Here is a 25,239-nt window from a genome sequence, read left to right on the forward strand (position 1 = left end):
GGTACGGTCAGTCATTCCGCTGGTGAGGAGCCAGGTGGCGGTGATGTCGGCGCGGAGCTGGCTGAGGGTCCTGGCCTCGCCCGGGCCCTGCAGGGCACGGGCGGCCGCGGTGGACCGTTCCCAGATCCCCGCCGCCGTCCCGGCCGTGAGGTAGGCCGAAAGCCACGCCATGCCGTCCCGGTCCGGGACGTACTCGACCCGCCGGTCCGCAGCGGACGCGGTGTGGCGGTTCTCGATGCTCTCCCGGTGGTGGCGTTCCCGCCAGGCGCGCGCCCTGGCCCGGAACCGGGACGCCACCAGGTCCCCGGCAGGGCACCCGCGGGCCGCGTCCGCTGCGTCCGGGTCCAGGAAATGCGCCTCCAGCGCCGCCGCCCCGGACCGGTCCAGGCCGCCGGTTTCGTCGACGATGATCCGGGCGTGCTGCCAGGAAATCGTCCCGGCCTCAAGCGCTCCCAGGGTCAGCGGCAGCACCGCCGTCAACGCCCGGGACTCGGCCAGGAAGGCCCCGGCGGTCCGTTCGCTGACGGTCAGGACACAGGCGACCTCGGCCACCACCGCCATCTCCGACGCGGCGCGGTCCTGCGGGGACGCCCCCGGAGCCGCCAGCAACCTGGCCGCCTGCACATACTCCGCGGCCAGCCGCACCTTCAACGCCGCAGTCCGGGCCTCCAACCGGGCCACCTCGGCCAACCCGTCCAGGCAATCATCCGCCAGATCCCGCAACGGATCCGCGTCCCCCAGCCCGTCCGCGCCGGGCTGATCAGAGCGGCCCGCGCCCCGCAACGGATCCGCGCCGGACGGCTCAGCGCCGTCCCCACCCGCGCCCGTGAACGCGGCCAGCGCAGCAACGGACGCGGCGACAGCCGCCACCGCCTCCCTGCTCCCCGCACTCAAAACCGCTCCGCTCTTCACACTCACAGACTATGACCAGCCACCGACAATAATGCTGAAACTGGCGATGCTGTAGCGCGACGCCGGCCCTGGCTTAAGCAATGAGAGAGGCTTATCGTCAAGCGGCTCGTGACCGGGTCACTGAGCTCCTCCAACCCGGCAGCACCGGAAACGCGGAGCGGACGCCCGCGCGCGGCTCGTGATCCCAGCCCAGCCGCGGCGCCGTCGTCGACCGCCGCAGCAGATCGTTCCGTCCGCTGCTCCAGCTTCACCAGCTATAGCGTTGCTGTTGATCCGGGATGTTGGCCCCGAAGATCCAGGAGTCGGCCTTCGGGAAGAGCGTCATGTCGGCGATCTCCTGGCAGGTGATGGTCCAGGCTTCTTCGGCCTCGACCGTCGGGTCAACGGAGACCAACTGGCCGGTTTCGGCGTCATTGATCAGCTGGAAGATCCGCTCGACCCGGGCCTCGATGCTCGGCGGCCAGTGTCAGGCGGCCCGCCTGCCTGACGTGAGCTACCGCTGCGCAGCACCGCGGCGGCGTGCTGGTGTGCCGGGGCGTCGCCGGCCTCCTTCAGATTGGGCTGCCCTTCACCGGTATTAATCAGGTTCCGCAGGCTGCCGCCAAGGTAGCCGCCCCACGCGTTGGAGCACACGTCATAACACTCGTACTGCGGCGCCAGGCCGACGTGCGTGAAGCGGACCTCGGCCCCGCCGGCCGTTTCGGAGATCTCGAAGACGACTTGGGTGTCCTGCCCTTCGGTCTGGTCTTCGATGAAGTTGAAGTAGTTGGCCAAGACGAGCCATGCAACCTTCCGGCCCGGCACGAGTTCCGTGACGCAGATTGTGCAGCGATGGACGTCCTGGTAGTGGTACTCGAACTCGCCACCGACCTGGTCGGTGACGCCCTCGACTTCTTGCGACCACCAGCCGCGGACGTTTGTGATGGCCTCAAAGACTTCCCGGGGAGTCCGCTCCACGGTAAAGGCGGTGGTGAAGTCCGACATTTCGATACCTCATTATTTTCGTGTGCGCGCCTGTATTTGGGCGGAATCCCTCAGCTCCGCCACGGATGTGGCGAGATCTCGTTCGCGGGGCCTCATCCGTCGCGGCCGTGCTGGATTGCTTCGGCGATTCCCTTGATGCGCTGCAGTCGGGCGTCCCAGGTGGCGCCGACCGAGGACAGTTGCGCGACGGCGCGGGCCAGCTGAGCCTGGCTCACCACGTAGATGCGCTCCCTCCCCGAAGGCCTGACATGGACCATTCCCACCCGGTGGAGCACGCCAAGATGTTTGGCGACCGCCTGCCGTGAGACCGGCAGCTGCCTGCTCAGCGTGGTTGCTGTGCCGCCGCCGTCGTCGAGCAGCAGGTCGAGCATCCGCCGTCGGGTCGAATCGCCCACCGCCGACCAGAGGGCGTCGTCGACGGCGACGCTCATGCCGCCGATACCAGCCGCGCGACGTAGGTGACGAGCCGGGGCAGGAAGAAGTCCCAGCCGCGGACGTGGTCGCGGTAATTCTGCTCGAGCACGGCTGCCTCCTCCCAACCCTTTTCACGGAATCCCGTCTCGGTGAAACGCAGCAGCGTGCCCCTGTCCGATGGGATCAGGTCGAAGGTCACCAGAAGCGAGTTGGACGACGTCGCGGTCTCACCGTCGTCGTACACCCACCGGAAGGAAAACCGCCGGGACGGTTCGGCCTCTACCACCGTGAGCGTGACGATCTTTGCCTGCGGCGAAGACCTGTCGCCAAACGAGATGACCCCGGTGGCGCCGGGCACCGGTTCGAGCTCCGCCCTATCCGGCCACCACTCCCGCAGGTGCTCCGGCTTGCTGATGACCTCGTACACCACCTCCGGTGCCGCTTCGATCTCGATCTCCCGCTCGATGCTGCCGTGCTCCATCCGACTCCCCTGTCTGCGCAACCCTTGGTTGCACATAAATGTAGGGCATGACCCAGACATGCGCAACCATTGGTTGCAGGTTTGACGGATAGAAGACCCGACTGGGCTAGCCGCGCATCCGGAGACGGTTGCATATGCCCCCGCCTTCAAGGTCTGGTCCATCCGGATGGATGCGTCGAGATGCAAGCAGGCGCACTCCAGGGCAAGCTCGGACTTGAAATCCTGATCGCAAGCATGCTTAGGATAGGGGTATGGCCGTATCAATCGGCTGCCAACCAGAGGAGGAAACACCATGGGACTAGGCGACAAGATTGAGAACGCTGCCGAGAAGGCGGGCGGTAAGGGCAAGGAAGCTGCCGGGAACGCCACGGGCGACGACAGCCTGAAGGCTGAAGGACAGGCTGACCAGGCCAAAGGTGATTTGAAGCAGGCCGGCGAGAAGGTCAAGGACGCCTTCAAGAAGGACTGACCTGATCGCAGGCGAAGGGCGCATTTCTGTCAAAGAGGTGCGCCCTTCGTTTTGTCCGGCCCCTCCCGCTGTGCTGCGAGTCTGAGGATGGCAAGGACCAGGAATTTTGTGCCGTGGCGTCACCCGCAATCGCCGTACGGCAAAGAGCGCTGGACAATCATGACCAAAACACCCAAAAATCGCATTTTACGACTATGTCTGGTCTCGGTTCAGTACGCGCCCAGGCCGGCATGCGCCGTTGCTTTGCCTAGACTCGGTGGATGTCTGAAACTGCAAACCTGAAGGATCGTTCCGAACACCGCTGGCCGGCAGTAATCGGGTTGTTCATTGCGCTTGGTCTTTATGCCGCCCTTCCCAGCGCTTTCCTGCCGCTCATCCGCTACACAGTCGTCGGAATCGGGCTCGTGATGCTGATCCCCCTGCTGATTCTTAACCCCCGCCGCCTGCACAAAGAGACACGCTGGTCAAAACGATTGGCCACGGGCCAGGCACTCCTCCTCGTCGCCGCCAATGGCGTCGCCCTGGTGCAACTCATCATTTTGCTGACCGCCTCCGGCAGCGGCGACGGGCGCACGCTCCTTCTGGCAGCGCTGCAAATCTGGGTCACAAACGTCATCGCCTTCGCCCTGGTCTTTTGGGAACTGGACCGCGGCGGACCGGTGGCACGTCGGAATTCCCACCGTGACAACCTTCCTGCTGCTGACTTCCGGTTTCCCCAGGACGAAGACCACGACGCTGTCACGGAAGTTGCTACGCGATCCTCCGTCAAGAGTGGCTGGGTGGCCTCCTTCGTCGACTACGCCTATTTCTCGCTGTCCAACTCCATGGCCTTCAGCCCCACCGACACCATGCCCTTGTCGCCACGAGCCAAAATGATGATGGGACTCGAAGCCGCCGGAGGATTCGTTCTCCTGGCCCTCGTGATCGCCCACGCCGTCTCCTTGCTGGGCTAAGGCCCGGCCCGCGGACGGACTGCCAATCCCAGCTTGTGTGGCAGCTTCTTCCGTTCTGTTTGCGGAAACCTGGCCCGGCACGGACGGGCATCAGAGTATGCCCGAGTTACTTTTTGCCGGACCTGAGGTCCGCCACTACCTTTGCAATTCGGCGGGCGCGGGTATCTGGCGATTTGGCATCTGCGATCGGATCCACGTAACGCCGCTGGCTACTGTAGTTCAGCGTCGCATAGAATGCCTTCGCCTCCGGGTCCGCCTCCAAGGCGACCGCCAGGTCTTCGGGCACGTCAATGATTCGCGGCTGCATGTCCAGTTCGACGTCCACCTCCACGACGTCCCCGGCTGAGGCTCCCGTCAGATCCCGGTTGACAGCGCTAACCCCAACCATATTCTGGCCGCCCATCACCGCGATGCTGCTGCGGTAGCTCTTGCCGTTGATGGTCACGACCACCGGCGGTCGCCTGCCAGCCCCGAGTGCGACGACGACGTCCTCGGGCACCGTGATCCCTGCTTTGTTGCCGCTGCCCTGGATTGTCGCAGTGAATTTCATGCTCACAGTATGCCTCCCGTTCTCAGCCACCAACAGGTCGACGGCGGTCGCTAGTCAGACCCGTGTACCCCGGATCGCTCCCAGAGCCGGTCGCAAGGGCCGGCGACCAACTGGCGTCAGGATTCCCGTCCGACACCGTCCATGGTCACGGCGAGCCCACTGCAATCCCCCGTCTTACCGGCAGCCGTGGTTGAACTCGCGGGTTACCGGCCGGAGAACCACATGCGCAGGAACGCCTCTTCACGCCTTTCCAGCTGTTGGGCGTTCTGGCGCCGCAGCGGGCATTCTCCAAGAGCCAGGTCTCGGCGGGAGGCGTGGGCTGAGCCCCAGCGAAGCAACCCGGCCCCAATCCACATGGCCAGTCGCCTGATGCCTTCCGGATGCCGCCGAGGCAAGGGGGCAAAGGAACCACGAACGATGGCAGAGCCGTCAACGGGGATATACGCGTTGCCCATATCAATCTCCGTCAGGTCGTTTGGCAGGTGCTCGTGGGTTGGGCTCCACGATCCCGTGGCCCAGGCTCGGCACCGGACATCGGACAGCGGTATCCGGATCAGTGTCGAAGGCCGCCGGCCGGCCCCGGGAGGATTCACGGTGGTTGCGGTTGTCATGGGTCGATCCGTCGTATCTCGATGGGCCACAGCCTGGCCTCGCCGAACTTGCCGGCGATTTCCGCGGCGCGGGCCATGTCCACGCAGTCGACGATGTAGTAGCCGGCTACGATTTCCTTCGTCTCGATGTACGGACCGTCGGTCACGGTGCAGGTGCCGCCGCTGTTCCTTACGAACTTCGCCTCCTCACCGAGCTCATGAGCCTCGACGAACTCTCCGGAGGCCCTGAGTTCTTTCTGCACAGCGGTGTGCGCCTGCATGATCGCCTCGATCTCGGTCGCGGAGAGCGCGTTCCAGGTCTCGACATTGTTTGGGATCAGCATGAGGTGTTTCAATTCTGCTCCTTTGCGGCGGGTACCGGGCTTCTGGTCGGGCTGGGGTCAGGCGCGGACAGCGATTCGGGGCTGGTCTCGGCCAGGCGTTTGGCGAGGTAGCGGCGAAGGGCGACACCGCGGGCTTCCATCTCGGCCGCCCATTCCACGATATTGTCCTCGGCCGCCACATATTCCGGCGCCGCGGGATCACTACAGATAAAAAGCATGTACTCCACTTTGACTCCTCCCCTGTCGGTTGCCACACCACTACGACGGCCGGCATGCCGCCAAAAGGACACCTGACGAAAAATACTTTTCCGGATGTCAATGGTCAGTGGGATCTGCCCCACGGGCTACCGGCGAATGTGCCGGTCGGCGGCCAACGTGTTTGCCCGCTTTTTTGCGGGTTTGTCCATCGTTGGGTGATCAGTTCTCCGAGGCCATGGCTGGAAGAGATGGGCATCGCGGCCCGTCTCGCGGACGTGGGCATGGCGCAGGAGTCTGTCTGCGGCGGCGGTAGCGAGGGGTGTGGTAGGTAAACACCGCTGCGATCCATTCCTCGATCTCGGGAAGGTCGGCACCGGGACCCGGCCCCGGGTTCCCCGATCGGGCGGCTCGAGCCGGCCCAGATGGGCGAGCCTAGGAGGTGCGTTGGTCGCCGGCAGGGTTGGTTCCCTGGCCGCCGTCGGGATGTCTCATGGGTGCCCGGTCCGTCTGCGCAGGCGGATCGTAACCAGCGCGAGCCATATCCAGGCAAGTATGACCGCCGCGGTGAAGCCAAGAACAACGAGGGCATCGGTGGATCCGGTGGCTATGCCAGCAAATGCGGCGAGGAACAGCGCGCCGGTGATGATTGAAAACGTGCCTAAGCCTCGTGCCCCTGCGGCGAAGAACCGGCGGGAGAGTACGAGGGATCCGGCGATTAGTGCGATGAAACCGATGCCGCCGGTGACGAAGTGGAGGAACCCGTGGAGCGAACCGGGTGTGGTGTGGCCGGGAGCCGTTCCGGGCGGGAATCCGTTCATGGGGTCGGCGACGAAGATTCCTGCTCCAATCAGGCCCAGGCCGTAGACCCCGAGGAGTGCCGGTCCCCAGGTGCCGCCTTTTCCGCCGCGGAGGGCGCGGCGGATTCCCAGTGCACTGAGAAAGGTCAGGAGTCCGGTGAGAATGAGGTTGCTGATCTGGATCCAGCCGAGGTCTCCGTTGGCAAGCACGCTCAAATCGTTGTGCGCGGCGTCGTATCCGGCTCTGGTGAATGCCTGCGTAAACCCAACGATGAGGTAGAGGGGTCCGGCGACAATTCCGCAGGCCAGCAGGAAACGGGTGCGTTCATCAGTGGCGGAAGGGACTGAGTCTGTTGTGGAGCCGCTGGCGGGCGTCGTTCTTGTTGTCATGGCTGTTTTCCTGACGCGAGGTGACTGGAGTGGGGCGGAACCCTCCGGTTCCGGTGTCAGGCGGTGAAGAACTCGACGAGTTGGGGTGCGACGGCCTTTTCGGAAACCTGATGGGTTTGGCCGGCGAGAACACGATGCTCGGCGCCCGGGATGCTCCCCGCGATGTCCGATTGCGCGGCCGCCATCACGGCGGCTGCCTTCCCTCCGACCATGACCCGGGTGGGTACTGAAATGGCGGTGAGCCGTTCGAGGGGGGCAATGAAATTGTTCAGTACTTTCGTCTCGTACGGCAGCGTGTTGGCCGCCGCCGTTTGGTGTTTCCAGACGCCGGGAATGAGGCGCAGCAAGAGAGGCACGAAGGCAGGGAGGTTGATCATCTCGACCAGGAAGTAGGAAACCATCGCGCCCCGCATGTTTTCGGCGAGCAGCTCATCGAGGCGCGCGCCGTGGTCCTCCGGAACCCCGTCTGCCGTGCCGACACCGGTGTAGGGTGCTTCGAAAATCGCCAGCTTACGGATCCCGATGCCGGCCGCGGCAGCTTCGAGCGCAAGTGCGGCACCGGAGGAAATGGCGTAGACGTACGGGGTGTCTCCGGCAGCTGCCAGGACGGCGGCGAGGTCCTCGATTTCCCGCTGCACTGCATAGGGTTTCGTGTCCCCGCTGTCGCCGCGGCCGCGGCGGTCGTAAAAGTACACGGTAAACGAGGACGACAGTTCCCCGGCTAGCTTGCGCGAAGGGCCGAAGGCGCGGCCGCAGAAAGCTCCGTCGACGAGAACGACGCTCGGTCCGGATCCGGTTCTTTCATACGAAATCGGGGTTCCATCCGCGGAGATCACCTCTCCTACGGAGGTGTCGATGGTGTGCGGTTTCATGTCGGGTTCCTATCGATAAGAAGGTCGAGTTTGTTGAAGGAGAGCTCCCAGCCGGTGATCGTCATGTCCCGGATCTCTTCGGTGAACGGGCCCTGGTGGAGGGTGACGCGGGTGAGGTCACCATGGTCATGGAACTTCAGGCGCAGCAGGACGCCTTGGGCGGGGCCGGCGGCTGTGTCCGCGTCCATCCGAATTTCAAGAAATTCGGGCGCGACGAACGACGAGATCCGTCCGCGAATGGGATTCACGGCACCGGAAGTGGAGTCGACCATGGATAGCTCCCATCGGCCCCCGGCCCGGAGCTCGACTGTGACACTGTCGATCGGCACGGTTACGCCTGCCGGGCCAAACCAGGTGGCCAGCAGGTGCGGCTCGGTCCAGAAGCGCCACACCACCTCCCGTGGGGCCTTGAATGCCCGCGTGACGAAGACGTTCAGGTCAGCCATTTCCGGTCTGGTGGCCTCAGGCATCGACGTTTCCGTCCGGGTTTTCTGCGGATCGTTGAAACATGGCGAGGGCGTCGTCGAGACGGTCGAAAGATTCGTTCCAGTACCTTCGGTACTTTTCCATGTACTCCGTCGCCGCCTTCAATTGCTCGGTTTCCAGATGGCTAAGCCGCGCTGTCGACACTCGCTTGCGGGAGATCAGGCCGGCGCCCTCGAGGACTTTCAAGTGTTTGGACACGGCCGGCTGGCTGATAGCGAACGGGCCGGCCAGATCGGCAACACTGGCATCGCCCACCGTCAACCGCTGTAGAATCGCCCGTCGCGTCGGGTCCGCCAGTGCGCCGAAGACGGCACTCAGATTATCGGTTTCCACTTCCATAACCAATCTGTTTTGAAATCAATTGGTTTTATACTACGCAAGCAGGAGTTTTCGTCAAGCAAATCCCAAGCCTTGACAACCATTGGGTTTTGAACGAGCATGACCGAATGAGCCCGCGTCGCCCTGCGAGCATGGCCCGGCGCTTGCACGATTACCCCCGACAACCCAGGAGAATCCATCATGACGACCCGCCTCAATCCATATCTGAGCTTCCGCAACAACGCCCGTGAAGCCATGGAGTTTTACAAGAGCGTCTTCGGCGGCGAGCTGGTGACCAATACCTTTGCCGACTTCCACGCGAGCCAGGAACCCGCCGAAGATCATCTGGTGATGCATTCACAACTGGAATCACCCTCCGGCCTGACACTGATGGCCTCGGACACGCCCGCCCGCATGGAATTCAACCCCGGCAACACGTTCAGCATCTCCCTCAGCGGGGAAGACGACGCCGAGCTCCGCGGCTACTGGGAGAAGCTCTCCGACGGCGGCGGCGTGACCATGCCCCTCGAAAAAGCACCCTGGGGAGACACCTTCGGAATGTGCAACGACAAGTTCGGTGTGGCCTGGCTGGTCAACATCACCGGCGCCAAGGACTAACACCCCGGGCTCATGCAGGGCCGCGGCCGGTGGCCGCCAGCACCACCGTCCTCGCCACCGTCATGAGGTCCGGTACCGCCCCTCCCCTGTCGTTCCACAGGACCGGGCCTAACACCCAAGGGCTGAGGAGGCAAACGAGAAAAACGCCCGGCGCATCGCCAGGCCTGCGGCCAAGGCCGCACCTGGCAGCTCCGGCGGCATTGTTATTTCCCGGGGCGGCCGGGATTGTGGCATCGGTCCGGAGACGGCGGCCCGAATCAATCAGGCATGGGTGATGGTGCGTGATTCAGGAGGTGGGCCAACCGGTCCGTCGCGAAGCTAACGAACGGTTGCGACGGGATGAGCCGGCAGGTTGCATTGCCGACAGTGAAGATTTTGGTTCCGCTCTTCCGTTCGAATTCATCCCCGATTCCCGGGAACAACCGGCCGTTGTCGTCTGCAACATCGAACGTTTCGACCCAGACCCGCTCACCATCGACGGCTTTGGGGAAGCACCGAATCTTCAAACGCCGTGCCGGGGACAAGGTCTCGGCGTGGTGCAGGAATGTGTTTCGGTTGTGCCCGACGCCAACGAGCAGAATGTGCGCTTCGAGGTCGTGCAACCGGCCAAACGGCGAGTTTCGGCCAACGGCGAATTCCAACGGATGGGGTGCCACAATATGGTCGGCGTGACGTCCGTGGGCGGCTACGGACACTTGAGGGTGAGCGCTTCTCACGCTGCCCCGGAGCTTGCGAAACGCCTCCGGTATCGCACCCATTTGTGAGGGCAAGCCTGGATGAAACAGGGGCACCGCATCCCGTCGCTCGCGCTCGGCGGCATTTGGCACGCCAACGGTTCCAGGGGCCGGATCTGCCACCTGAGGCGTAAACGCAGGCATGGCCACCGTGCCGCGGTGCCCGACTGCCGCGAGCAGCGAGGACACGACGGTGTTGGCGCCGCCCATCACGGTTCCAAGGCTCGAAAGGGATGAATGGACGATAACGGTCATGCCATCGGACAGGCCGATACGCTCCCAACCGCGCGCCAGTTCATCGAGGCCCATGTGGCCCTCGGTGCATGCTTCAATCACCGGACTCAGGATTCCTTCCGGACACGGCATCATTGCGCTGCCGTTCCAATGTGCTGCCCGATTGCCGGTTGCGGCACTGGAGAGCAGCTGGTGCAATGATTCCCCGTCGTGGATTGCCGGAGCCCAGTGCCGTTTAGAACAACGCTCTCGCGAGGAATGGCCATCCCAGAAGTCTAGGCGAGCGGTCAGCAGTGGCCGTCCACTGCCGCAACCGGAGCGTCCCCGTCACCGTCGGGTCAAAGCCCTCTTCATTCGATGGGCACAGACGTGTGAATCGGAGAATTATCTGGCACGTTTTTCGCCGCGCTATTGACCTGTTCGTCCTCCCCGGCCCGCTGGCGATGCCTCAGCGTGCGGTGAGCCGGTAGACCGACACGTGACTGCGAGAATCCACGGTGAACTCGCTGCGGTTCCAGTCCGCCCACCTGGATCCCATCTCAAACCCGGCCAGCCGCGCCATGAGATCGAGTTCGCTGGGCCAGATGTACCGGTGTGGTGTCCGTCCGATCTGCGCTTCCCGCCCGTCCGATAGCCCTGGACCGAATCGCACGTGGTGTGAGATGACGTGCTGGTGCAGCACGTCATAGGTATCGACCAGGAGATACCCGGGCTGGCTCACCTCGACGGTCCCGCCCTGTCCGGGTGGCAGCGATCGCAGCTGTGGCACCCAAAGCTCGACGACGAAGCTCCCGCCGGGTGCAAGATGACGGGCAGCATTCTGGAAACACCGGACCTGTTCGTCCTGAGTCAGGAGGTTGGAGATGGTGTTGAACACCAGGAATGCAAGAGAGAAGTTGTCGCCCGCAACTGCCTCGGTCATGTCTCCCTGAACGACGGGAATGCGGTCATCTCCGACCTTCTCACGCAGACGGGAGATCATCGCGTGAGAAAGTTCGATGCCGCTGACCTGGACGCCCGCCTCTGAGAGAGGGATGGCGACGCGACCTGTGCCAACGGCGAACTCAACGGCCGGACCGTCGCCCGCGAGCTTTGACAGGGCATCTACCGTCGGGACCAATACCTCGGGAGAGAACATTCCCTCTCCGGGGGTGTCGTACTGTCTCGCGGCCTCGTCGTCCCAGAGCTGTTGCTGGTTGATCATCGAGCCACTATCGCACCCGATGCGCGGATCATCCACCCGCCTGAAAAGCAAGATTGCACGGAAGCCGGTCGTCGACCGCAATCGATACGACATTGGCCCTGGGCTGGTCGGCCGCCAGAGACCCCACGATCGAGCCCGGTCGGACGCTCAGGCTTTCCCTCACGTGGATGGGCCGCCAGCGCCGTCGGACTGATCGGGGTCCGCTGCCTATGGATAGAAGGGTCCCCCGCGCCGCTCAGAGCCGGGCGGTTACTCACCGGCGTCGCAAGACAAAAACACACCCACGTGACTGCCGGAATCGGAACACCCATGTACTTCTGTGATCATGCCACCTGGCTACGGGCGGCCTGCTGCCGGCGCCGGAGCGTCGACGGCGATAACCACGCCGGACCCCGACCCCTCGAACATGTGCTCGAAGCCGCGCCACTTTGCCGCCAGAATGAACAGCGTCGAGCCGTCATCCCCGCCGAGGATGCAGGCGAAGCATCCCCGGTCGGCCTCGACGGTCTGCAGAACCTCGCCACCCTCGCGTACCCGGACACACCGCTCGTGTGGCACGTCCGCATACCAGACCGCGCCCTCCGCGTCGATGCAGATGCCGTCCGGTGCGCCGTCGCCGAGGTCCGCCCAGAGCCGGCGATTGGACAGTCCACCATCATCCGCGATGTCGAACGCGGTAAGCCGTCCACCGTATGACTCCGCGACGATCAGTGTCGAATCATCAGGTGTGATGGCCATGCCGTTTCCGAACGCGAGATCTTCTGCTACCGGGCGTGCCGATCCGTCAGGCAGGACGAGCGCGATGATGTCGCCGTTGACATAAGCTCTGCCGTGGCGATCGACGACGATCTCGTTGAAGACATCGCCGATATCGCTGAGATCTGCGTGGGGCACCAGCGAGCCGTCCACCTCCTGCCGCAGCAGCTTCGCTTCCTGGCCAGAGACGACAAGGAGCCGCCCGTCCGGCAGCCAATCGATCGAATATGGGATGGATGTCGGCACCCGGGCGACGACTCTCGTGCTGCCGTCGGCGCCAACCGTGAGAACCTCCTGCGTGCCCCAGTTGGCCAGCCATAAGCAACCGTCATGCCACCGTGGCGACTCTCCGATTTCCAGATCCGTCACGAGCGTCCGCTGCATACTCATGGCCATTCCCCCCTTCCATATGGTCGCGTGCGCCTCTGATGACCAGATCCATCGAACAGACCGCGACGTCTGCAAGCGAATTCATCAGTCACTTCGCTCCTGAGTCCTGTGCAAGGCCGTTGAGACGGGACTTTGGGTTGCTTATCAAGCAATAGTTGACGACACGAAAATGCGCAATCCCCCGTTGCGCCGCCCCCTGTGATGTGAACGGGAACTGGCGAGCAGGCCCGGGCGTCGTCACCGGGTCCTCCCACTCCCACCTTGCACGCGGGTGGCAGGACCCGCACCAAAGCCTGGCGGCACCCTGGGCGCGGACGGAGAGAATTCCTGCACAGGCGGATTCTCGAAGAACCCCCAGTCCAACACAGCCGCGCTCGGAGGCACCCCGCGGCCGGCGGCCACATCATGGGACAGAACATGTTCGCGGGGCGAGGCGTGGTGTGAGGAATGGCGGGAATGGTGGTGAGGAATCTCCACGTTCAACTTCGTGAGCGACGGGATCGAATCGGCACTGGCCCGGGACGAGGAAAGCCGCGGGCACCCAGGGCGTTGCCATTGCATGAGGCGCGCAGACCCTCCGCCAATACCTTTCGGCAGGTCTGATCGACGAACTGCGACTTCAAACATCGCACCCACGTGCGCTATCGGGTAATCCGCTAAGAGCTGACGCTCAATCGCGGGAGGTCATCCAAGGGACGTTACGGTGCCCTCGGCGCCGTCGGCCGTTATCCGCTGGCCGGTGGTGATCAGCGACGCCGGTAGGGTCTGGCCAGCAGATCGCCCCCGGTTGTCTGTTTCAGGTTTCAGGTTTCGGGATGGGCCAGGCGACTCAGCAGGGTTAACGCGTCCTTGAGGGGCACCGGCCGGAAGAACTGCTCGTCGGCGAGCTCAACGGCGGCAATCGCGCGCGGCGCCAAGTCGGCTCCGGCGTCCGTGACGTGCAGCCGTTTGGCCCGGGTGTCGGCCGGGTCGACTTCACGCTCGATGAGCCCTTTGACTTCCAGCGCGCGTAGGACCTGGGAGGTCATCTTGACGTCGGTGCCGGCCTGGCGGGCCAGGGCCAGCTGGTTTGGATGCTCACCCTGGGTGTTGAGCCACCAGGCGCAGGCAAGCAATACGAACTGCACATGGGTGAGGCCGAGCGGGGCCAGGGCCATGGCGATGTCACGCTGCCAGCGCAGCGTGGCGTGCCAGAGCAGGAATCCGGGGCTTTCGCCGGGGCTGAGCGGCATTAGCCGCGAGCCATCCTTGCCAGAGCAGTCATCGTGTCGGGCCAGTCCGCGGTGATGCCCGGACCGATCTGCGGGCCGGCTTCGTCGGCGCCGCTGCCGGTGATCTCCAGCCGGTACACGACGCGGATCCGGTCCTGATCGATTCGGTCGATCCGGTGGGTGGTGCGCAGCAGGAGGCCGTTGAAGCGGGCCTCGTCGACGAATAGTTCGTCTTGGACGGCCTCGGCGATGAGCAGAAGTATCGGATCGTCTCCCGGGGGCGTCATCGCAATCTGCGTGCCTGCCGCGAACGGACCGCTGATCTCGATCTTCTCGATCTCGGCGTTCCAGGCGCCCCAGTTCTCAACGTCGGCCCAGAGCCGCCAGATCGCCTCAGGCGTGGCGCTTGTCTCGATGCTGTTTTCGTATTCCCACATGAGTTGCCTCCTCGACTAGATAGATAATCCGTGCATAGATTATCTTCGCAGAGACTATTTCGTCCAGCGCTTCGCCCCAGCCGCTAGCTGCGCTCGGCCACAACATTGGTTGCGCGGTGAAAAGCGAAACCTCTTCGGCAGGTGGCCACCACGCACTCAGGGCGAAAACGACGAAACATCGAGTCCGATTTCATCGCGCTCGGGGGTGCGGTAGCTGCGGACGCTCCCGCTGGTGTGCCAGCTCCTCGCGGTCGCCGGCACCGGCGGGAACCGCGTGCGTCGCTCCCCCGTCTCGTCGAACCCTGTTGGGCTTGTGCGAATCGGATGTATCGTTGACTATCGTTCGCGACCCGCAGAGGAGAGCATAATGCGTAATTCGTACCCGGCTGGCGGATTTGGCGCCCCCAACATCGACGGCATGTGGCAGGCCGTTGAGGAGTTGCGTTCAAGGTTTGAGAAGCGCTCGGGCACTCGGGCGGGCCGAGGCGAGGTGCGGTCGGCGATACTGACCCTGCTCGCGGAGCGGCCGATGCACGGCTACCAGATCATCGGTGAGATCGAGGAGCGCAGCCGTGGCAGCTGGAAGCCAAGCGCCGGCTCGGTCTACCCAACGCTGCAGTTGCTGGCCGATGAGGGGTTCATCAGTGCCGAGGAATCCAACGGCCGCAAGATTTACTCGCTGACCGAAGCAGGCCGGGAAGAGGTAGCGGGTGCTGATGCGTCAGCGCTCTGGGAGTCAACCGGTCCGGCATCAGGCACAGGGTTTACGGCGCTGCCCAAGGCTGGCGTCGAGCTCGCGCAGGCTGCGTCCCAGGTGGGTCGCACAGGCTCCCCGAAGCAGGTACAGGAGGCCGTGGCGGTGCTCGAGGAGGCACGTCGTCGGCTGTACTCGATCCTCGCCCAGGACTGACGGGGTGACGTCGGTTCGCCGGGACCGGGCAGATCCGGTACCCGGCGCCGGGAACACCCGTGCCCGTTACCGACGCATCCTGCGCTTCGCCGCGTGGCATCTCGCGGTGACGTGGTGGTTTGAGCTGTTCCTCCCTCGCATCGGACTGGTCAGGCTTGCCGAACGCACCCGGACCAAGAGGATGCGGCGCTTTGCGCAGCGCTTCCATGTGCTCGCCGTGGACCTGGGCGGTCTGATGATCAAGGTTGGCCAGTTCCTGTCGTCCAGGCTCGATGTGCTCCCGCCTGAGATCACCAAAGAACTTGAGGGCCTGCAGGACGAGGTGCCCCCGGTGTCGTTCTCCGCGATCCGCAGCCTTGCCGAGGCGGAGCTGGGTGCGCCACTGGACCGGCTGTTCGCCTCGGTCGAGGAGACGCCGATCGCAGCAGCTTCCCTCGGGCAGGCGCACCGGGCCCAACTTCTCCGCACCGATGCCGCCGACACCGGGCTCGGCAGTGTGGCGCTGAAGGTACAGCGACCGGGCATCGACGCCATTGTCGACGTCGACCTGGCGGCACTGCGCAAAGTGGGCGGCTGGCTCAGCCACGTGCGCCTGGTGTCCGCTCGTGCCGACGTGCGAGCCCTGGTCGAGGAGTTTGCGCAGACCAGTCTCGAGGAGATCGACTACCTGCATGAGGCGGTGAATTTAGAGCGCTTTGCCGCTGATTTCGCCGACGACGACAGGGTGAGTGTGCCCGACGTCGTGTGGGAGCGGAGCAGCCGCCGCGTGCTCACCCTCGAAGATGTCACGGCGATCAAGATCACGGACTCGGAGGCACTTCTCGCGGCCGGCATCGATCCGACTCAGGTTGCCCCGGTTTTCGCGTCGGTCATGTTCGACCAAATGTTCATGAACGGTTTTTTCCACGCAGATCCGCATCCGGGCAATATCTTTGTCACTCCGAATACCCAGTCCTCCACAGAGCGCCCTTGGAAGCTGACGTTCATCGACTTCGGCATGATGGGTGAGGTTCCGCCCAGCACACGCAGTGGCCTGCGGAAGCTGCTCATCGCGGCCGCCTCGCGTGACGGTAAAGGCTTGATGACCGCGATCAGCGACGTGGGTGTGCTGGTGCCGTCGGCCGACACGGCCGAGCTCGAGCGGGCTATGACGCACCTCTTCGCCCGGTTCGGCGGGATGGGCTTCGCCGAGCTTCGGGAGGTGGACCCGCGGGAGTTCCGTGATTTTGCGGTGGAGTTCGGTGACGTGGTGCGTTCGTTGCCGTTCCAGATGCCGGAGAACTTCCTGCTCATCATCCGCGCGATGTCACTGACGTCGGGTGTGTGCAGCTCACTGGACGCCCGGTTCAATCTCTGGGACTCGGTCGAACCCTATGCGGCGCAGCTGCTGCGCGACGAGCGCGGCAACATCGTGCAGGACGTGGCACAACAAGCGCTCGACGCCGCCGGGACCGCCCTGCGGCTGCCCAAACGACTCGACGGGCTTGTCACCCGAATAGAGGACGGTTCAGTATCGGTGGCCAACCCGCGCCTCGAACGCCAGGTGGCACGGCTTGACCGCACCGCACAGCGATCGACCTCGGCACTGGTATTCGGCGCCCTGCTCATCGCAGGTTCCGTGGTCCGGGCGGACGACACGGTGCTCGGCAACGTTCTGATGATCGCATCGGTGGTTCCGTTGCTGCATGGCCTATGGGTAGGGCGCCGCGGCCTCTAACGTACGTTTAGCCTCGGTCCCCCATGGGTTCCGTCGCAGGCTGGGGGTTGCGCCGCAGGCCGGCGCTCTGGTGCCGACCCAAGCGATCCGCGGCTCTGAGACCCTCGGGTCTGCGTCGCCGAAGCACCCAGGAGGGCCACTACGCTGAGTAAATGAACGAATTGCTCCCGGAGCCCGTTGCGGCCGTTGCTCGGAAGACCCTGGGCCGATCGATACTGGCTTTCGCCTCGGTTCAGGCCACGGTAATCGCAGGGCTCGTCCTTTTGGACATGGCGAAGAAGCGCCGCCGCAGCAAGCGCAAGGGGTTCCCGCGCCCCGGCACTTTTGAGAACGCCGTCTCCGACTCTCAGGTCACGACGTACACCTACGGGGCCGACCTTTACCGCGACATGATCCGTGCGATCGGCGAAGCCAAAGACCGGATCTTTATTGAAACGTTCATCTGGAAGGACGACGACACCGGACGGGAGTTCAAAAACGCCCTGACTGAAGCCGCCCGCCGCGGCGTCGAGGTCTTCGTCATCTATGACGGGTTCGCCAATCTTGTCGTGCCACGCTCCTTTTTCCGGTTCCACCCGGACATCCACGTGTACCGCTTCCCGGTGATCCGTCCCTCATTGCTCCTCAAGACCCTACGCAGCACCGGACTTGACCACCGCAAACTCCTTATCGTCGATGATCACATCGGTTTCGTGGGCGGCTATAATATCGGCTCCCTGTATGCGACGGAGTGGCGGGACACACATCTCCGGCTCGCCGGTCCGTCGGTGTGGGATCTTCGCCAGGCGTTCGTAAACGTTTGGAACGACCACGCTTCAGGGTCCTTGCCCGAGATACCGCACACAACTCCGGATGTATGGGAGCCGCGGATCCGGGCCGTGAACAACATCCCGGCGAATCTTGTCTTCCCGATCCGCGGGGTCTACCTTGATGCGATTGACCGGGCCCGGGGCCACATTTACGTCACTATGGCCTACTTCATACCGGATCAGCAGATCCTCAGAGCGTTGCTCGGTGCCAGCAGGCGGGGTGTCGATGTGCGGCTGATCCTCCCTGAAGATTCGAACCACATCCTCTCGGACTGGCTTTCGCGCGGGTTCTACCGGTCTCTGCTTGAAGCGGGAGTCACCGTCCTGCTCTACCGCAACGCAATGATCCATGCCAAGACGGCAACGATCGACGGCAGCTGGTCAACCGTCGGCAGCGCCAACATCGACAGGCTGAGCCTGACCGGCAACTACGAAATCAATCTCGCAATCCATGACGAGAATTTCGCCTCGGACATGCAGAAGATATTCGACGTCGACAGCGCGAACTGCCGGATACTGACCCTGGAAGAATGGCAGGACAGGCCCCCGCTCGCGCGGTTCAGCGAAGCGGTTCTGGTCCCGCTCCGGCCCTTACTCTGAGTCGGATCTGCGGTCATTGTCGACGGAGTAATATTTCGGCGCCGGGCTGCCCGCCGCACCGTGGGGGACGATGCGTTGGCTGCCCTCGACTTCCACGACGCGCCGTTTGGTAGCAGTGGCCCTATCGCCCGCCGAGTTCGGCTGCTGGCGGGGGGGGTCAGCCGCCCAGCCGGAGGGTGATGACCAGGCTGATCAGCGCGATCATGCCGGCCAGAAGCATTGCTGCCCCGGGATTGCCGAGGTTCAGGGTCCATCCCAGGCCGAAGCGGCGCGGGACCAGCAGGGCATGGTCTTCCCTGTTGATGTAGACGAGGCCACCGTGCCAGTACTTATCGTCGTCCCGGTGCGTCAGGCCGGTGCCTTCGTCGCTCTCGTCCCGCTCCCGGTTGTTCCTGGCCAGGACCACAACGGTTACTACGACGGCGGCCAGGATCGGCAGCGCGATCACCAGCGGCGCCCACGACGTGACTGTTCCGGTCCACATCAACAGCGATGATCCGAGCATTCCCAAGTCGATCATCGCGACCAGCCCGAGAAGCGCCTTGGCGCCCAGTGACATGTACTGCCGGGACCAGCGCGCGGAGCCGACCGGGCGGGCAGGGTCAAGGTCGGGTCTGCTGCGGACGACGGCCGCCGCCATACCCCCGAGGAGCGCAGTCATGCCGATCTGCACGAACACCAGTGTGAAAGCCGTGCCGACCGACTTGGCAACGACCCGGTTCGGCACCCCTGTCGAGCCATAGTGCACCGCGAGCATTTCGGGCATCGCCGGGTAGCTCACGACACCGATCACCACCGTGGCGGCCGTGATGACCAGCGCCGGCGCCAGCCAGAGCCAGGGGAACCGCGGAGGGGCGGTCCGCAGTTCGGTGTCCACCGCGATGCCTTGGTGCAGGCCTGTGTACCAGCCTCCGGCGGCCTTCGCGGCCCGGATCTCCTGATTGGCCACGAAGAAGCAGCCGTACCAGGCGCCAACTAGCACCAGCACCGACAACGGCAGCAGCATCGGTTCGCCAGACAGAGTGTAGATGCCAACACCGACCCCGGCGGCGATGAGCCCGCTGATGAGTACCCGCAACCGATAATTGCGGACCTGCCGGACCACCACCGGGTCCCCGGCACGCTGGGCCGGTACCCGGACGCCGAAAGGCACGGTTGGACTGTTGATCGAAGGCAGCACCAGCGCAAGTACGAGCACCAGCGCTAACAACACAGAACTCAAGATGATGGCAATGCTCATGGCGTGTCCTCTCGCTGCGTGGCACCAAATGAATCGAGCACCGACCGGCATGTCCGAAGAACCTCGTCGGACGGTAAGCCTTTGGCAACGGCCTCGGCCAGAAGAGTTCGTGCCCTCGCGGTCCACTCCGCGGAGAACGAAGGAGCCGCGACTGTCGTGGCCACTACCGCGCCAGTGTTGCGGTTAAGCCGCATTAGTCCCTCCTGACGCAGGAGGTCATAGGCCTTGTTCACGGTGTGGAAGTTGATCCCGAAATCGGCAGCGAGTGTCCTGGTGGCAGGCAACGAACTGCCCTCAGTCAAAACGCCCTCCGCGATCGCCTCCACGATCTGGTCCCGAAGCTGCTGATAGATCGGAACCTCACTGCCCAGGTCCACGTTGAGGATCATCGCTGCCCGCCTCCCTCTTTGCTATATCTGTTATAGAACAAAGCATGATCGAGGGCAACGGACCCGATAGAGGGGCCCCGCATAAGGATCCGTGGGGGGAAGATCGCTGATGTGCAGACGGAGCTACCTCTCCCCGCACAATGCCAGTGCGCGGCCGTTTTCCCTTAGCCGATGCCGACTTCCAGGGACTCCTGCCCCAACCGGGCGGCCCGCCCGGACATTCGACGCTCAAGGTACCGGGCCAAGTGGGAAATCAGGACGTTGGTGACGACGTAGACCGCCGCGATGATCAGGTACGTCTGGATCAGGTGGTTCGTGTAGGCCGTGAGATTGTTGGAGGTTTTCATCAGTTCCGGGTAGCTGACGGCGTAGCCCAGGGTGGTGTCTTTGAGCAACACCACCAACTGCGCCACCATGGACGGCACTACAATCCTGACCGCCTGGGGAAGGACGATGCTGCGCATGAGCTCCCCTTGCGCCAGGCCCAGGCTCAGCCCGGCCTCGCTCTGGCCGGCGGGAAGGGCCCTGATCCCTGCCCGGAAGATCTCGGCCATGACCGCCGAACTGCACAGCGTGATCGGGATAACCAGCTTCCAAAAAATATCCGGGTTGATCCCGTATTGGGGAAGGCCACTGACAAAGATGTAGACCACCAGGAGCAGCGGAACCGAGCGGAAGAATTCGATCCACCCCGTGGAAAGGCGCCGAAGTGGCGTGCGCGCCGACAGCCTGCCGAGCGCAAGGACCAGTCCAAGGGGCAGCGCAAAAACCGCGGACACAGCCGCCGCGGTCACGGTGTTGCCCAGCCCGGCAAGCAGGAAGAGCAGGTAGGGCCCTTGCGTGAATTCAGCCCAGCGGTCGGCGGCAAGCTGCCCCGCCTGGCCAAAGCGCAGCAGCACTGCCGCCGCGAGCCCGGCGATACCGACGAGGCTGAGCACTGTAAGGATGCGGATCCGGCGCCGCGCCCTCGGTCCGGCCGCGTCGAAGAGACTATCCTGGGTGCTCATGGCTGGAGGCCCCTCATCGCTGAACCCGTAGCCGGTGTTCCAGCCGGGCTCCCAGGCCGCCGGCCAGCAGGGAAATGATCACATAGGCGACGGCGGCCAACAAGTAGGTGGTCAGCCCGAGCGCCGCTTCGTTATTGATCTCCGAAACCTGGAGGGTGAGGTCCTTCACGCCTATGACGCCAGCCAGGGACGAGCTGAGCAGGATGCCGATGAATACGTTGACCATGGGCTGGACCACGCTGCGGAAGGCTTGGGGAAACAGCACGTACCGGAGCACTCCGAAGAAATCCAGGCCAATGGAGCGGGCGGCCTCAACTTGGCCCACCGACACCGCGTTGACGCCCGTCCGGATGGCCTCACAGGTGAACGCGCCCCCCAGCAGGATCATGGAGATGGCCGCGCAGCTGAAAAGGTCGAAGGTGATACCGATGTCCGGGAGGCCGAAGGTCACCACCACCAAGAGACTGATCAGCGGAATGTTGACGAAGAGCTCCACGTACAGCCGCCCCAGCGCGCGCAGGGGCAGAATGGGACTGACCCGGCACGCGGCGATTGCGGTACCGACCACGAGCGAGCCGAGGAAAGCGACGGCGGTCAGGCGCACTGTCATCCAGAGTCCGGCCAGCAGATCATCAAGGTAGGTGGTGAACAACTGGTCCACAGGCGCGGCCCTAAGCGCCGATGGCAGGCGGCTTCGGCGGGTCGGTCTTGAGGACCTGGCCAACCGTGGCTTTCCACAGCGCATCCCAGGAGCCGTCGGACTCCACGATCTTCAGCCACGCGTTGACGAACGCCAGTGCGTCCGTGCCCTTGTGCAGCCCTATGCCGTACTTGTCGCTGTTGCCGAACGTCTCGCCGACGATTTTCACGTCCTTGTTCTTGGCAGCATTGGACAACAGGATGGACTGGTCGATCACGTAAGCCTCCACCCGGCCTTGCTGGACCGCGGCGAGGCACTTGGGGTTGTCGTCAAAGGTCTGGACGTCGGCCTGCGGGGCAACCTCCTTAAGGAGGGTCACGCCTGTGGACGCGCTTTGGGTTGCGACCGTTTTGCCTGCGAGATCGGCCACGGACTTGATGGTGGTGTTGTCCGCCTTGACCAGGATGGCCGACTTTGACTCGTAGTAGGGGCCGCCGAAATCCACTTTCTCGGCGCGCTTGGCTGTGATGGAGTAGGTGGCAAAGATGATGTCCACCGAGTTGTTCTGCAGCAGCGTCTCACGCGTGTCCACGGTTACCTGCGAGAGGTTCTCCTTGGGCTCGCCGATGATGTATTTAGCCAGCAGCTGTGACAGGCCGGCGTCGAAGCCGGCCACCTTGCCGGTGGCCGGATCCCGCAGCGAAAAGAGCGTCGACGTGTCGGTGCCGCCACGCACCAGCTGGCCTTTGGCCTTGATGGCCTTCGCCCAGGCGCTCGCCTGCACCACGGAGTCCGCGGCCACCGCACCCTTGGCCACGACGGCGTCGAAGGCGGCCACGTCGATGACCGAGCCGCCGGCCGCCCCGCTGGACGTACCGGAGCCGGCGGGTGCCGGCAAGGACGGTGTGCCGCCACATCCGGCGAGGGCCCCTGCCCCCAAGGTTCCCAGCCCCAGGGCGAGCGCTCCCCGCCGGCTCAAGAGCAGTGAAGAAACGCGTTCAGGATCTGACATGAGCTGGTCCTCTCGTGGCCGGCGACACCCACCCGATCGCCGTCGTGGGTTCCAACCTACGACCGATTCCCTATCGAGTTGGCGAACGCCACAAAAAACAGTCCCGGATCGTAACAATAAGCGGACTGATAATCGCTTAGCTGTGCCCGCTTCGAGGGCGGAAAGGCAAGCTGGCCCTTGAGGCCGGGGCTCAGGATGATCGGTCCAGCAGCGGTGCCATGCCCGGATTGATCACGACCATACAGTCGGGGCGGCAAGTGTGCGGATTATGCATTCCGTCAGCCTGACGGCGAAAACCACACCCGGGACGGCACCGGGTGCGGAACGTCAGCTGGTCAGTACTCGCCCTTGATCACGAAGTAGGAGCCTCGGATAACGCCTGCCAGCTTTGATTTCTGGCGGGCGAACTTGAAACGTGATGCCAGTTCTTCTGGAATCTCCATGCCTTCGGCGAGTTTGAATCCGACCGCGCGCTTCCCGCCGTCCTCGATGCTGTACATGACGTTGATCGACAGCCCCGACTCGTAGAACACGTAATCCATCCGTAAACCGTCAACTTCGAAGGCGGTTGCTTCGACCGGGCGGGAGCCGATGACGATGTCGCGCTCGTCCCTCAGGATGCGGCTCACCCGGCCGACCACCTCGGGAACCTCGCTGGCAGGGCTAACGGTGAAGACGTGGTCGTATTTGTTGCGGTAGTAGCGCCCCTCGTTGGCGCGTAGCCCAGCCAGCGACCCGGCCACTGGAGACGACTCCAGGCCGATCGTAGAAACGTTCTCGAAGTCAACAACGTACTGCACGCGTCCTCCTGAGCAGATGTGATGGACCAACGATAACGTGGCTACGGCCTATCCCGTTCGTCCAGGCCATATGCGCCAGCCGGGACCTCCCCCGGCGTTCACGGTGGCATCCCAGCGGAAGATGGAAGCATGGGGACATGACTCCTGCGCACGGTTTTTCCGGCTTCGTCCGGCGTCCCCAGCCCATCAAACCCAAAGCCGGTCAAGAATCGGTGTGGGACTACCCGCGGCCGCCACGGGTCGAGCCGCGAGCCGAACGGGTCATCGTGCGAGTTGGCGGGCAGGTGATTGCCGACACCACCGATGCAGTGCGCGTCCTGGAGACCAGTCATCCGCCTGTCTACTACTTGCCATTGGACTCATTCCCTGCCGGTGTCCTCGTCCCGGTCGAGGGCACCAGCTTCTGCGAGTTCAAGGGAGAGGCGCACTACTTCGACGTCGTTGCCGGCGGAGTCGTCGTTCCCCGCGCCGGGTGGACCTACCCGGAACCCACCCGGGGTTTCGAGGCGCTCAGGACCCGAGTGGCCCTCTACCCGGCTCGCATGGACTCCTGCGAGGTCAACGGCGAGCAGGTGACCTTCCAGGATGGTGACTTCTACGGCGGTTGGATCGCCACACCGATCGTTGGTCCGTTCAAGGGTGGCCCGGGCACGGCCGGGTGGTGAACACATCGCTGCAAGTCTTGCCCCTGGCTTGGCGCCTCGTGGCTCCGCAGATTGGTTGTGTCACGTATTCCCGGCCCGGGAAAGACAGCTGAAACTGGCCCCAGCCGGCGATGTCGGTAAGCGTCGGAACCGGGATGGCGGTGCGGCGGCCGGTGTCGTTGCCGGCGCGCGTACGCCAGCTGGCGGCCACCCCGTCGTCGGGGCGGCCGCCAGCTTCAGTGCACTATTGGTGTTAGTGCTCCGCTTCTGCGGCAGCCTTCCTGGCGTTCTTCTCGGCGTCCTTTTCGGCGCGCAGAGCCTCCGTCTCGTGCTGTTCCTCGGCTTTTTCCTGATGGATAACCTCTGCGAAGAGCTTCTCCATCTCCTTGGCCACGCCGGCGGCTGAGGCCGGGTTCTGGCCGGTCACCAGCCGGTCGTCAACCACGACCTTCTCCTCAAAGACACCAGCGAAGACGTGGGTGGCGCCCTGTTCCTCAAGCCGGTCTGCCAAGAAGAACGGGATGACCTTGTCCTTCCCTGCGGCGACCTCCTCCTCGTTGGTGAAGGCGGCCACCTTCCGGCCCTCGACGAGGCGAAGGCCGTTCTTCAATTCCACGTTCAGCAGGCCGGCCGGTCCGTGGCAGACCGCGCCCACCAAGCCGCCGGCGTTGTAGACGCTGGCCACGAGATTCTGCAACCCTTCGCTGTCCGGGAAGTCCCACATGGTGCCGTGGCCGCCCACGAGGAAGACGGCGTCGTACTGGTCGGGATCAACGACGTCGACGCGGGCCGTGTTGTAGAGACCGGCGCGAGTGGCCTCGTCCTCCGTGAAGGCAACCTGGATGGGATCTTTTGAGTCCACCTCATCGCGCGGGGGCTGGCCGCCCTGGATGGACGCAAAGTCGACGAAATGCCCGGAATCCTTGAAGACCTTCCAGGGATGTGCAGCCTCGGCCACGTTGTAGCCGGTCTTCTCTCCGGTATCGCCGATCTCGGAAACGCTGGTCAGTACCATGAGGATTTTCTTCATGAAGTGCTCCTTTCGTCTACCTTCCACCCTACGCCCAGCCCAATTCGGGCCCTCCCGCCCTTCTTTGACGGTGGTAGTCGCCTGCGCTTCGAATCGCCC

At 64.0% G+C, this 25,239-nt stretch carries 31 protein-coding genes; 7 read left to right on the forward strand and 24 right to left on the reverse strand.

The window, feature by feature from the left end:
* From AC1DES_RS17375 to AC1DES_RS17395, 5 genes are all read right to left on the reverse strand, one after another.
* Nucleotides 1–918, reverse strand: a 918-nt coding sequence (locus AC1DES_RS17375; RefSeq protein ID WP_476896951.1) for a DUF222 domain-containing protein, incomplete at its 3' end; no start/stop codon positions are given.
* 241 nt (nucleotides 919–1,159) lie between these two features.
* A complete protein-coding gene (locus tag AC1DES_RS17380; protein WP_476896952.1) occupies nucleotides 1,160–1,306 on the reverse strand; it encodes a hypothetical protein in 147 nt (48 codons plus the stop codon).
* A gap of 23 nt (nucleotides 1,307–1,329) precedes the next feature.
* Entirely contained in the window at nucleotides 1,330–1,896 is a 567-nt protein-coding gene (locus AC1DES_RS17385) for an SRPBCC family protein (protein ID WP_476896953.1), read from the reverse strand.
* Between the two features lie 92 nt (nucleotides 1,897–1,988).
* Complete coding sequence (locus AC1DES_RS17390; RefSeq protein ID WP_476896954.1) at nucleotides 1,989–2,327, reverse strand: ArsR/SmtB family transcription factor; 339 nt, start codon at nucleotides 2,325–2,327, stop codon at nucleotides 1,989–1,991.
* Nucleotides 2,324–2,791: an SRPBCC family protein gene (locus AC1DES_RS17395; RefSeq protein ID WP_476896955.1), complete on the reverse strand. Its 468-nt coding sequence runs from the start codon at nucleotides 2,789–2,791 to the stop codon at nucleotides 2,324–2,326. Before AC1DES_RS17395 ends, AC1DES_RS17390 begins: the two co-directional genes overlap by 4 nt.
* A 292-nt stretch (nucleotides 2,792–3,083) precedes the next feature.
* Here AC1DES_RS17395 and AC1DES_RS17400 point away from each other — a divergent pair, with 292 nt between their 5' ends.
* Together AC1DES_RS17400 and AC1DES_RS17405 are read left to right on the forward strand one after the other, a co-directional pair.
* Entirely contained in the window at nucleotides 3,084–3,260 is a 177-nt protein-coding gene (locus AC1DES_RS17400) for a CsbD family protein (protein WP_476896956.1), read from the forward strand.
* 260 nt (nucleotides 3,261–3,520) lie between these two features.
* On the forward strand, nucleotides 3,521–4,213 hold the full coding sequence (locus tag AC1DES_RS17405) for a hypothetical protein (RefSeq protein WP_476896957.1): 693 nt from the start codon (nucleotides 3,521–3,523) through the stop codon (nucleotides 4,211–4,213).
* Nucleotides 4,214–4,319: 106 nt separating this feature from the next.
* Here AC1DES_RS17405 and AC1DES_RS17410 read toward each other — a convergent pair whose 3' ends face one another.
* The 7 genes from AC1DES_RS17410 to AC1DES_RS17440 form a co-directional block, all read right to left on the reverse strand.
* The gene (locus tag AC1DES_RS17410) at nucleotides 4,320–4,763 is read right to left on the reverse strand and encodes a YdeI/OmpD-associated family protein (RefSeq protein WP_476896958.1); all 444 of its coding nucleotides are present in this window, start codon (nucleotides 4,761–4,763) and stop codon (nucleotides 4,320–4,322) included.
* Nucleotides 4,764–5,370: 607 nt separating this feature from the next.
* Complete coding sequence (locus AC1DES_RS17415; RefSeq protein ID WP_476896959.1) at nucleotides 5,371–5,697, reverse strand: YciI family protein; 327 nt, start codon at nucleotides 5,695–5,697, stop codon at nucleotides 5,371–5,373.
* An 8-nt stretch (nucleotides 5,698–5,705) separates the two neighbouring features.
* Nucleotides 5,706–5,924: a hypothetical protein gene (locus AC1DES_RS17420; protein WP_476896960.1), complete on the reverse strand. Its 219-nt coding sequence runs from the start codon at nucleotides 5,922–5,924 to the stop codon at nucleotides 5,706–5,708.
* 459 nt (nucleotides 5,925–6,383) lie between these two features.
* Nucleotides 6,384–7,082 (reverse strand): DUF998 domain-containing protein, encoded by a 699-nt coding sequence (locus AC1DES_RS17425; RefSeq protein WP_476896961.1) that lies wholly within the window; start codon nucleotides 7,080–7,082, stop codon nucleotides 6,384–6,386.
* A 56-nt stretch (nucleotides 7,083–7,138) separates the two neighbouring features.
* A complete protein-coding gene (locus AC1DES_RS17430) occupies nucleotides 7,139–7,954 on the reverse strand; it encodes an alpha/beta fold hydrolase (RefSeq protein ID WP_476896962.1) in 816 nt (271 codons plus the stop codon).
* Nucleotides 7,951–8,424, reverse strand: coding sequence for an SRPBCC family protein (locus tag AC1DES_RS17435; RefSeq protein ID WP_476896963.1), 474 nt, complete (start codon nucleotides 8,422–8,424; stop codon nucleotides 7,951–7,953). The genes AC1DES_RS17430 and AC1DES_RS17435 overlap by 4 nt, the downstream gene beginning before the upstream one ends.
* Nucleotides 8,417–8,779, reverse strand: a complete 363-nt coding sequence (locus tag AC1DES_RS17440; protein ID WP_476896964.1) for an ArsR/SmtB family transcription factor — start codon at nucleotides 8,777–8,779, stop codon at nucleotides 8,417–8,419. Before AC1DES_RS17440 ends, AC1DES_RS17435 begins: the two co-directional genes overlap by 8 nt.
* A gap of 180 nt (nucleotides 8,780–8,959) precedes the next feature.
* Here AC1DES_RS17440 and AC1DES_RS17445 point away from each other — a divergent pair, with 180 nt between their 5' ends.
* Nucleotides 8,960–9,376 carry a VOC family protein gene (locus AC1DES_RS17445; protein WP_476896965.1) on the forward strand — a complete coding sequence of 139 codons (417 nt, stop codon included), beginning with the start codon at nucleotides 8,960–8,962 and terminating at the stop codon, nucleotides 9,374–9,376.
* Nucleotides 9,377–9,633: 257 nt separating this feature from the next.
* On the opposite strand, the gene AC1DES_RS17450 is transcribed toward AC1DES_RS17445, so the two are convergent.
* From AC1DES_RS17450 to AC1DES_RS17470, 5 genes are all read right to left on the reverse strand, one after another.
* Nucleotides 9,634–10,446 carry an AAC(3) family N-acetyltransferase gene (locus AC1DES_RS17450; protein WP_476896966.1) on the reverse strand — a complete coding sequence of 271 codons (813 nt, stop codon included), beginning with the start codon at nucleotides 10,444–10,446 and terminating at the stop codon, nucleotides 9,634–9,636.
* 346 nt (nucleotides 10,447–10,792) lie between these two features.
* On the reverse strand, nucleotides 10,793–11,548 hold the full coding sequence (locus tag AC1DES_RS17455) for a class I SAM-dependent methyltransferase (RefSeq protein WP_476896967.1): 756 nt from the start codon (nucleotides 11,546–11,548) through the stop codon (nucleotides 10,793–10,795).
* 336 nt (nucleotides 11,549–11,884) lie between these two features.
* Nucleotides 11,885–12,700 carry an SMP-30/gluconolactonase/LRE family protein gene (locus AC1DES_RS17460; RefSeq protein ID WP_476896968.1) on the reverse strand — a complete coding sequence of 272 codons (816 nt, stop codon included), beginning with the start codon at nucleotides 12,698–12,700 and terminating at the stop codon, nucleotides 11,885–11,887.
* Between the two features lie 797 nt (nucleotides 12,701–13,497).
* Nucleotides 13,498–13,926, reverse strand: a complete 429-nt coding sequence (locus AC1DES_RS17465; protein ID WP_476896969.1) for a MarR family winged helix-turn-helix transcriptional regulator — start codon at nucleotides 13,924–13,926, stop codon at nucleotides 13,498–13,500.
* The gene (locus tag AC1DES_RS17470) at nucleotides 13,926–14,342 is read right to left on the reverse strand and encodes an SRPBCC family protein (protein WP_476896970.1); all 417 of its coding nucleotides are present in this window, start codon (nucleotides 14,340–14,342) and stop codon (nucleotides 13,926–13,928) included. Before AC1DES_RS17470 ends, AC1DES_RS17465 begins: the two co-directional genes overlap by 1 nt.
* A gap of 367 nt (nucleotides 14,343–14,709) precedes the next feature.
* On the opposite strand from AC1DES_RS17470, the gene AC1DES_RS17475 reads away from it, so the two are divergent.
* From AC1DES_RS17475 to AC1DES_RS17485, 3 genes are all read left to right on the forward strand, one after another.
* On the forward strand, nucleotides 14,710–15,252 hold the full coding sequence (locus AC1DES_RS17475; RefSeq protein ID WP_476896971.1) for a PadR family transcriptional regulator: 543 nt from the start codon (nucleotides 14,710–14,712) through the stop codon (nucleotides 15,250–15,252).
* A gap of 4 nt (nucleotides 15,253–15,256) precedes the next feature.
* Nucleotides 15,257–16,969, forward strand: coding sequence for an ABC1 kinase family protein (locus tag AC1DES_RS17480; RefSeq protein ID WP_476896972.1), 1,713 nt, complete (start codon nucleotides 15,257–15,259; stop codon nucleotides 16,967–16,969).
* Nucleotides 16,970–17,121: 152 nt separating this feature from the next.
* A complete protein-coding gene (locus tag AC1DES_RS17485; protein ID WP_476896973.1) occupies nucleotides 17,122–18,378 on the forward strand; it encodes a phospholipase D-like domain-containing protein in 1,257 nt (418 codons plus the stop codon).
* Between the two features lie 157 nt (nucleotides 18,379–18,535).
* On the opposite strand, the gene AC1DES_RS17490 is transcribed toward AC1DES_RS17485, so the two are convergent.
* From AC1DES_RS17490 to AC1DES_RS17515, 6 genes are all read right to left on the reverse strand, one after another.
* Nucleotides 18,536–19,618, reverse strand: a complete 1,083-nt coding sequence (locus AC1DES_RS17490; protein ID WP_476896974.1) for a DUF1648 domain-containing protein — start codon at nucleotides 19,616–19,618, stop codon at nucleotides 18,536–18,538.
* Nucleotides 19,615–20,007, reverse strand: coding sequence for a GntR family transcriptional regulator (locus AC1DES_RS17495; RefSeq protein ID WP_476896975.1), 393 nt, complete (start codon nucleotides 20,005–20,007; stop codon nucleotides 19,615–19,617). The genes AC1DES_RS17490 and AC1DES_RS17495 overlap by 4 nt, the downstream gene beginning before the upstream one ends.
* Nucleotides 20,008–20,171: 164 nt before the next feature.
* Complete coding sequence (locus AC1DES_RS17500) at nucleotides 20,172–21,014, reverse strand: amino acid ABC transporter permease (RefSeq protein WP_476896976.1); 843 nt, start codon at nucleotides 21,012–21,014, stop codon at nucleotides 20,172–20,174.
* A gap of 13 nt (nucleotides 21,015–21,027) precedes the next feature.
* A complete protein-coding gene (locus tag AC1DES_RS17505; RefSeq protein WP_476896977.1) occupies nucleotides 21,028–21,675 on the reverse strand; it encodes an amino acid ABC transporter permease in 648 nt (215 codons plus the stop codon).
* A gap of 10 nt (nucleotides 21,676–21,685) precedes the next feature.
* Nucleotides 21,686–22,666, reverse strand: coding sequence for a glutamate ABC transporter substrate-binding protein (locus AC1DES_RS17510; RefSeq protein WP_476896978.1), 981 nt, complete (start codon nucleotides 22,664–22,666; stop codon nucleotides 21,686–21,688).
* 335 nt (nucleotides 22,667–23,001) lie between these two features.
* A complete protein-coding gene (locus AC1DES_RS17515) occupies nucleotides 23,002–23,466 on the reverse strand; it encodes a phage tail protein (RefSeq protein ID WP_476896979.1) in 465 nt (154 codons plus the stop codon).
* 137 nt (nucleotides 23,467–23,603) lie between these two features.
* Between AC1DES_RS17515 and AC1DES_RS17520 the strand changes: the two genes are divergently transcribed.
* Nucleotides 23,604–24,131 (forward strand): DUF427 domain-containing protein, encoded by a 528-nt coding sequence (locus tag AC1DES_RS17520; RefSeq protein ID WP_476896980.1) that lies wholly within the window; start codon nucleotides 23,604–23,606, stop codon nucleotides 24,129–24,131.
* 232 nt (nucleotides 24,132–24,363) lie between these two features.
* Here AC1DES_RS17520 and AC1DES_RS17525 read toward each other — a convergent pair whose 3' ends face one another.
* A complete protein-coding gene (locus AC1DES_RS17525; RefSeq protein ID WP_476896981.1) occupies nucleotides 24,364–25,140 on the reverse strand; it encodes a type 1 glutamine amidotransferase domain-containing protein in 777 nt (258 codons plus the stop codon).
* Nucleotides 25,141–25,239 lie beyond the last annotated feature (99 nt).

The sequence above is a fragment of the Arthrobacter sp. 05T442 genome, assembly GCF_056395945.1.

Coding starts and splice junctions, on each gene's coding strand:
- AC1DES_RS17385 (WP_476896953.1), bottom strand. CDS start 1,896: ATGTCGGACTTCACCACCGCCTTTACCGTGGAGCGGACTCCCCGGGAA.
- AC1DES_RS17390 (WP_476896954.1), bottom strand. CDS start 2,327: ATGAGCGTCGCCGTCGACGACGCCCTCTGGTCGGCGGTGGGCGATTCG.
- AC1DES_RS17395 (WP_476896955.1), bottom strand. CDS start 2,791: ATGGAGCACGGCAGCATCGAGCGGGAGATCGAGATCGAAGCGGCACCG.
- AC1DES_RS17400 (WP_476896956.1), top strand. CDS start 3,084: ATGGGACTAGGCGACAAGATTGAGAACGCTGCCGAGAAGGCGGGCGGT.
- AC1DES_RS17405 (WP_476896957.1), top strand. CDS start 3,521: ATGTCTGAAACTGCAAACCTGAAGGATCGTTCCGAACACCGCTGGCCG.
- AC1DES_RS17410 (WP_476896958.1), bottom strand. CDS start 4,763: ATGAAATTCACTGCGACAATCCAGGGCAGCGGCAACAAAGCAGGGATC.
- AC1DES_RS17415 (WP_476896959.1), bottom strand. CDS start 5,697: ATGCTGATCCCAAACAATGTCGAGACCTGGAACGCGCTCTCCGCGACC.
- AC1DES_RS17425 (WP_476896961.1), bottom strand. CDS start 7,082: ATGACAACAAGAACGACGCCCGCCAGCGGCTCCACAACAGACTCAGTC.
- AC1DES_RS17430 (WP_476896962.1), bottom strand. CDS start 7,954: ATGAAACCGCACACCATCGACACCTCCGTAGGAGAGGTGATCTCCGCG.
- AC1DES_RS17435 (WP_476896963.1), bottom strand. CDS start 8,424: ATGCCTGAGGCCACCAGACCGGAAATGGCTGACCTGAACGTCTTCGTC.
- AC1DES_RS17440 (WP_476896964.1), bottom strand. CDS start 8,779: ATGGAAGTGGAAACCGATAATCTGAGTGCCGTCTTCGGCGCACTGGCG.
- AC1DES_RS17445 (WP_476896965.1), top strand. CDS start 8,960: ATGACGACCCGCCTCAATCCATATCTGAGCTTCCGCAACAACGCCCGT.
- AC1DES_RS17455 (WP_476896967.1), bottom strand. CDS start 11,548: ATGATCAACCAGCAACAGCTCTGGGACGACGAGGCCGCGAGACAGTAC.
- AC1DES_RS17460 (WP_476896968.1), bottom strand. CDS start 12,700: ATGGCCATGAGTATGCAGCGGACGCTCGTGACGGATCTGGAAATCGGA.
- AC1DES_RS17465 (WP_476896969.1), bottom strand. CDS start 13,926: ATGCCGCTCAGCCCCGGCGAAAGCCCCGGATTCCTGCTCTGGCACGCC.
- AC1DES_RS17470 (WP_476896970.1), bottom strand. CDS start 14,342: ATGTGGGAATACGAAAACAGCATCGAGACAAGCGCCACGCCTGAGGCG.
- AC1DES_RS17475 (WP_476896971.1), top strand. CDS start 14,710: ATGCGTAATTCGTACCCGGCTGGCGGATTTGGCGCCCCCAACATCGAC.
- AC1DES_RS17485 (WP_476896973.1), top strand. CDS start 17,122: ATGAACGAATTGCTCCCGGAGCCCGTTGCGGCCGTTGCTCGGAAGACC.
- AC1DES_RS17490 (WP_476896974.1), bottom strand. CDS start 19,618: ATGAGCATTGCCATCATCTTGAGTTCTGTGTTGTTAGCGCTGGTGCTC.
- AC1DES_RS17495 (WP_476896975.1), bottom strand. CDS start 20,007: ATGATCCTCAACGTGGACCTGGGCAGTGAGGTTCCGATCTATCAGCAG.
- AC1DES_RS17500 (WP_476896976.1), bottom strand. CDS start 21,014: ATGAGCACCCAGGATAGTCTCTTCGACGCGGCCGGACCGAGGGCGCGG.
- AC1DES_RS17510 (WP_476896978.1), bottom strand. CDS start 22,666: ATGTCAGATCCTGAACGCGTTTCTTCACTGCTCTTGAGCCGGCGGGGA.
- AC1DES_RS17520 (WP_476896980.1), top strand. CDS start 23,604: ATGACTCCTGCGCACGGTTTTTCCGGCTTCGTCCGGCGTCCCCAGCCC.
- AC1DES_RS17525 (WP_476896981.1), bottom strand. CDS start 25,140: ATGAAGAAAATCCTCATGGTACTGACCAGCGTTTCCGAGATCGGCGAT.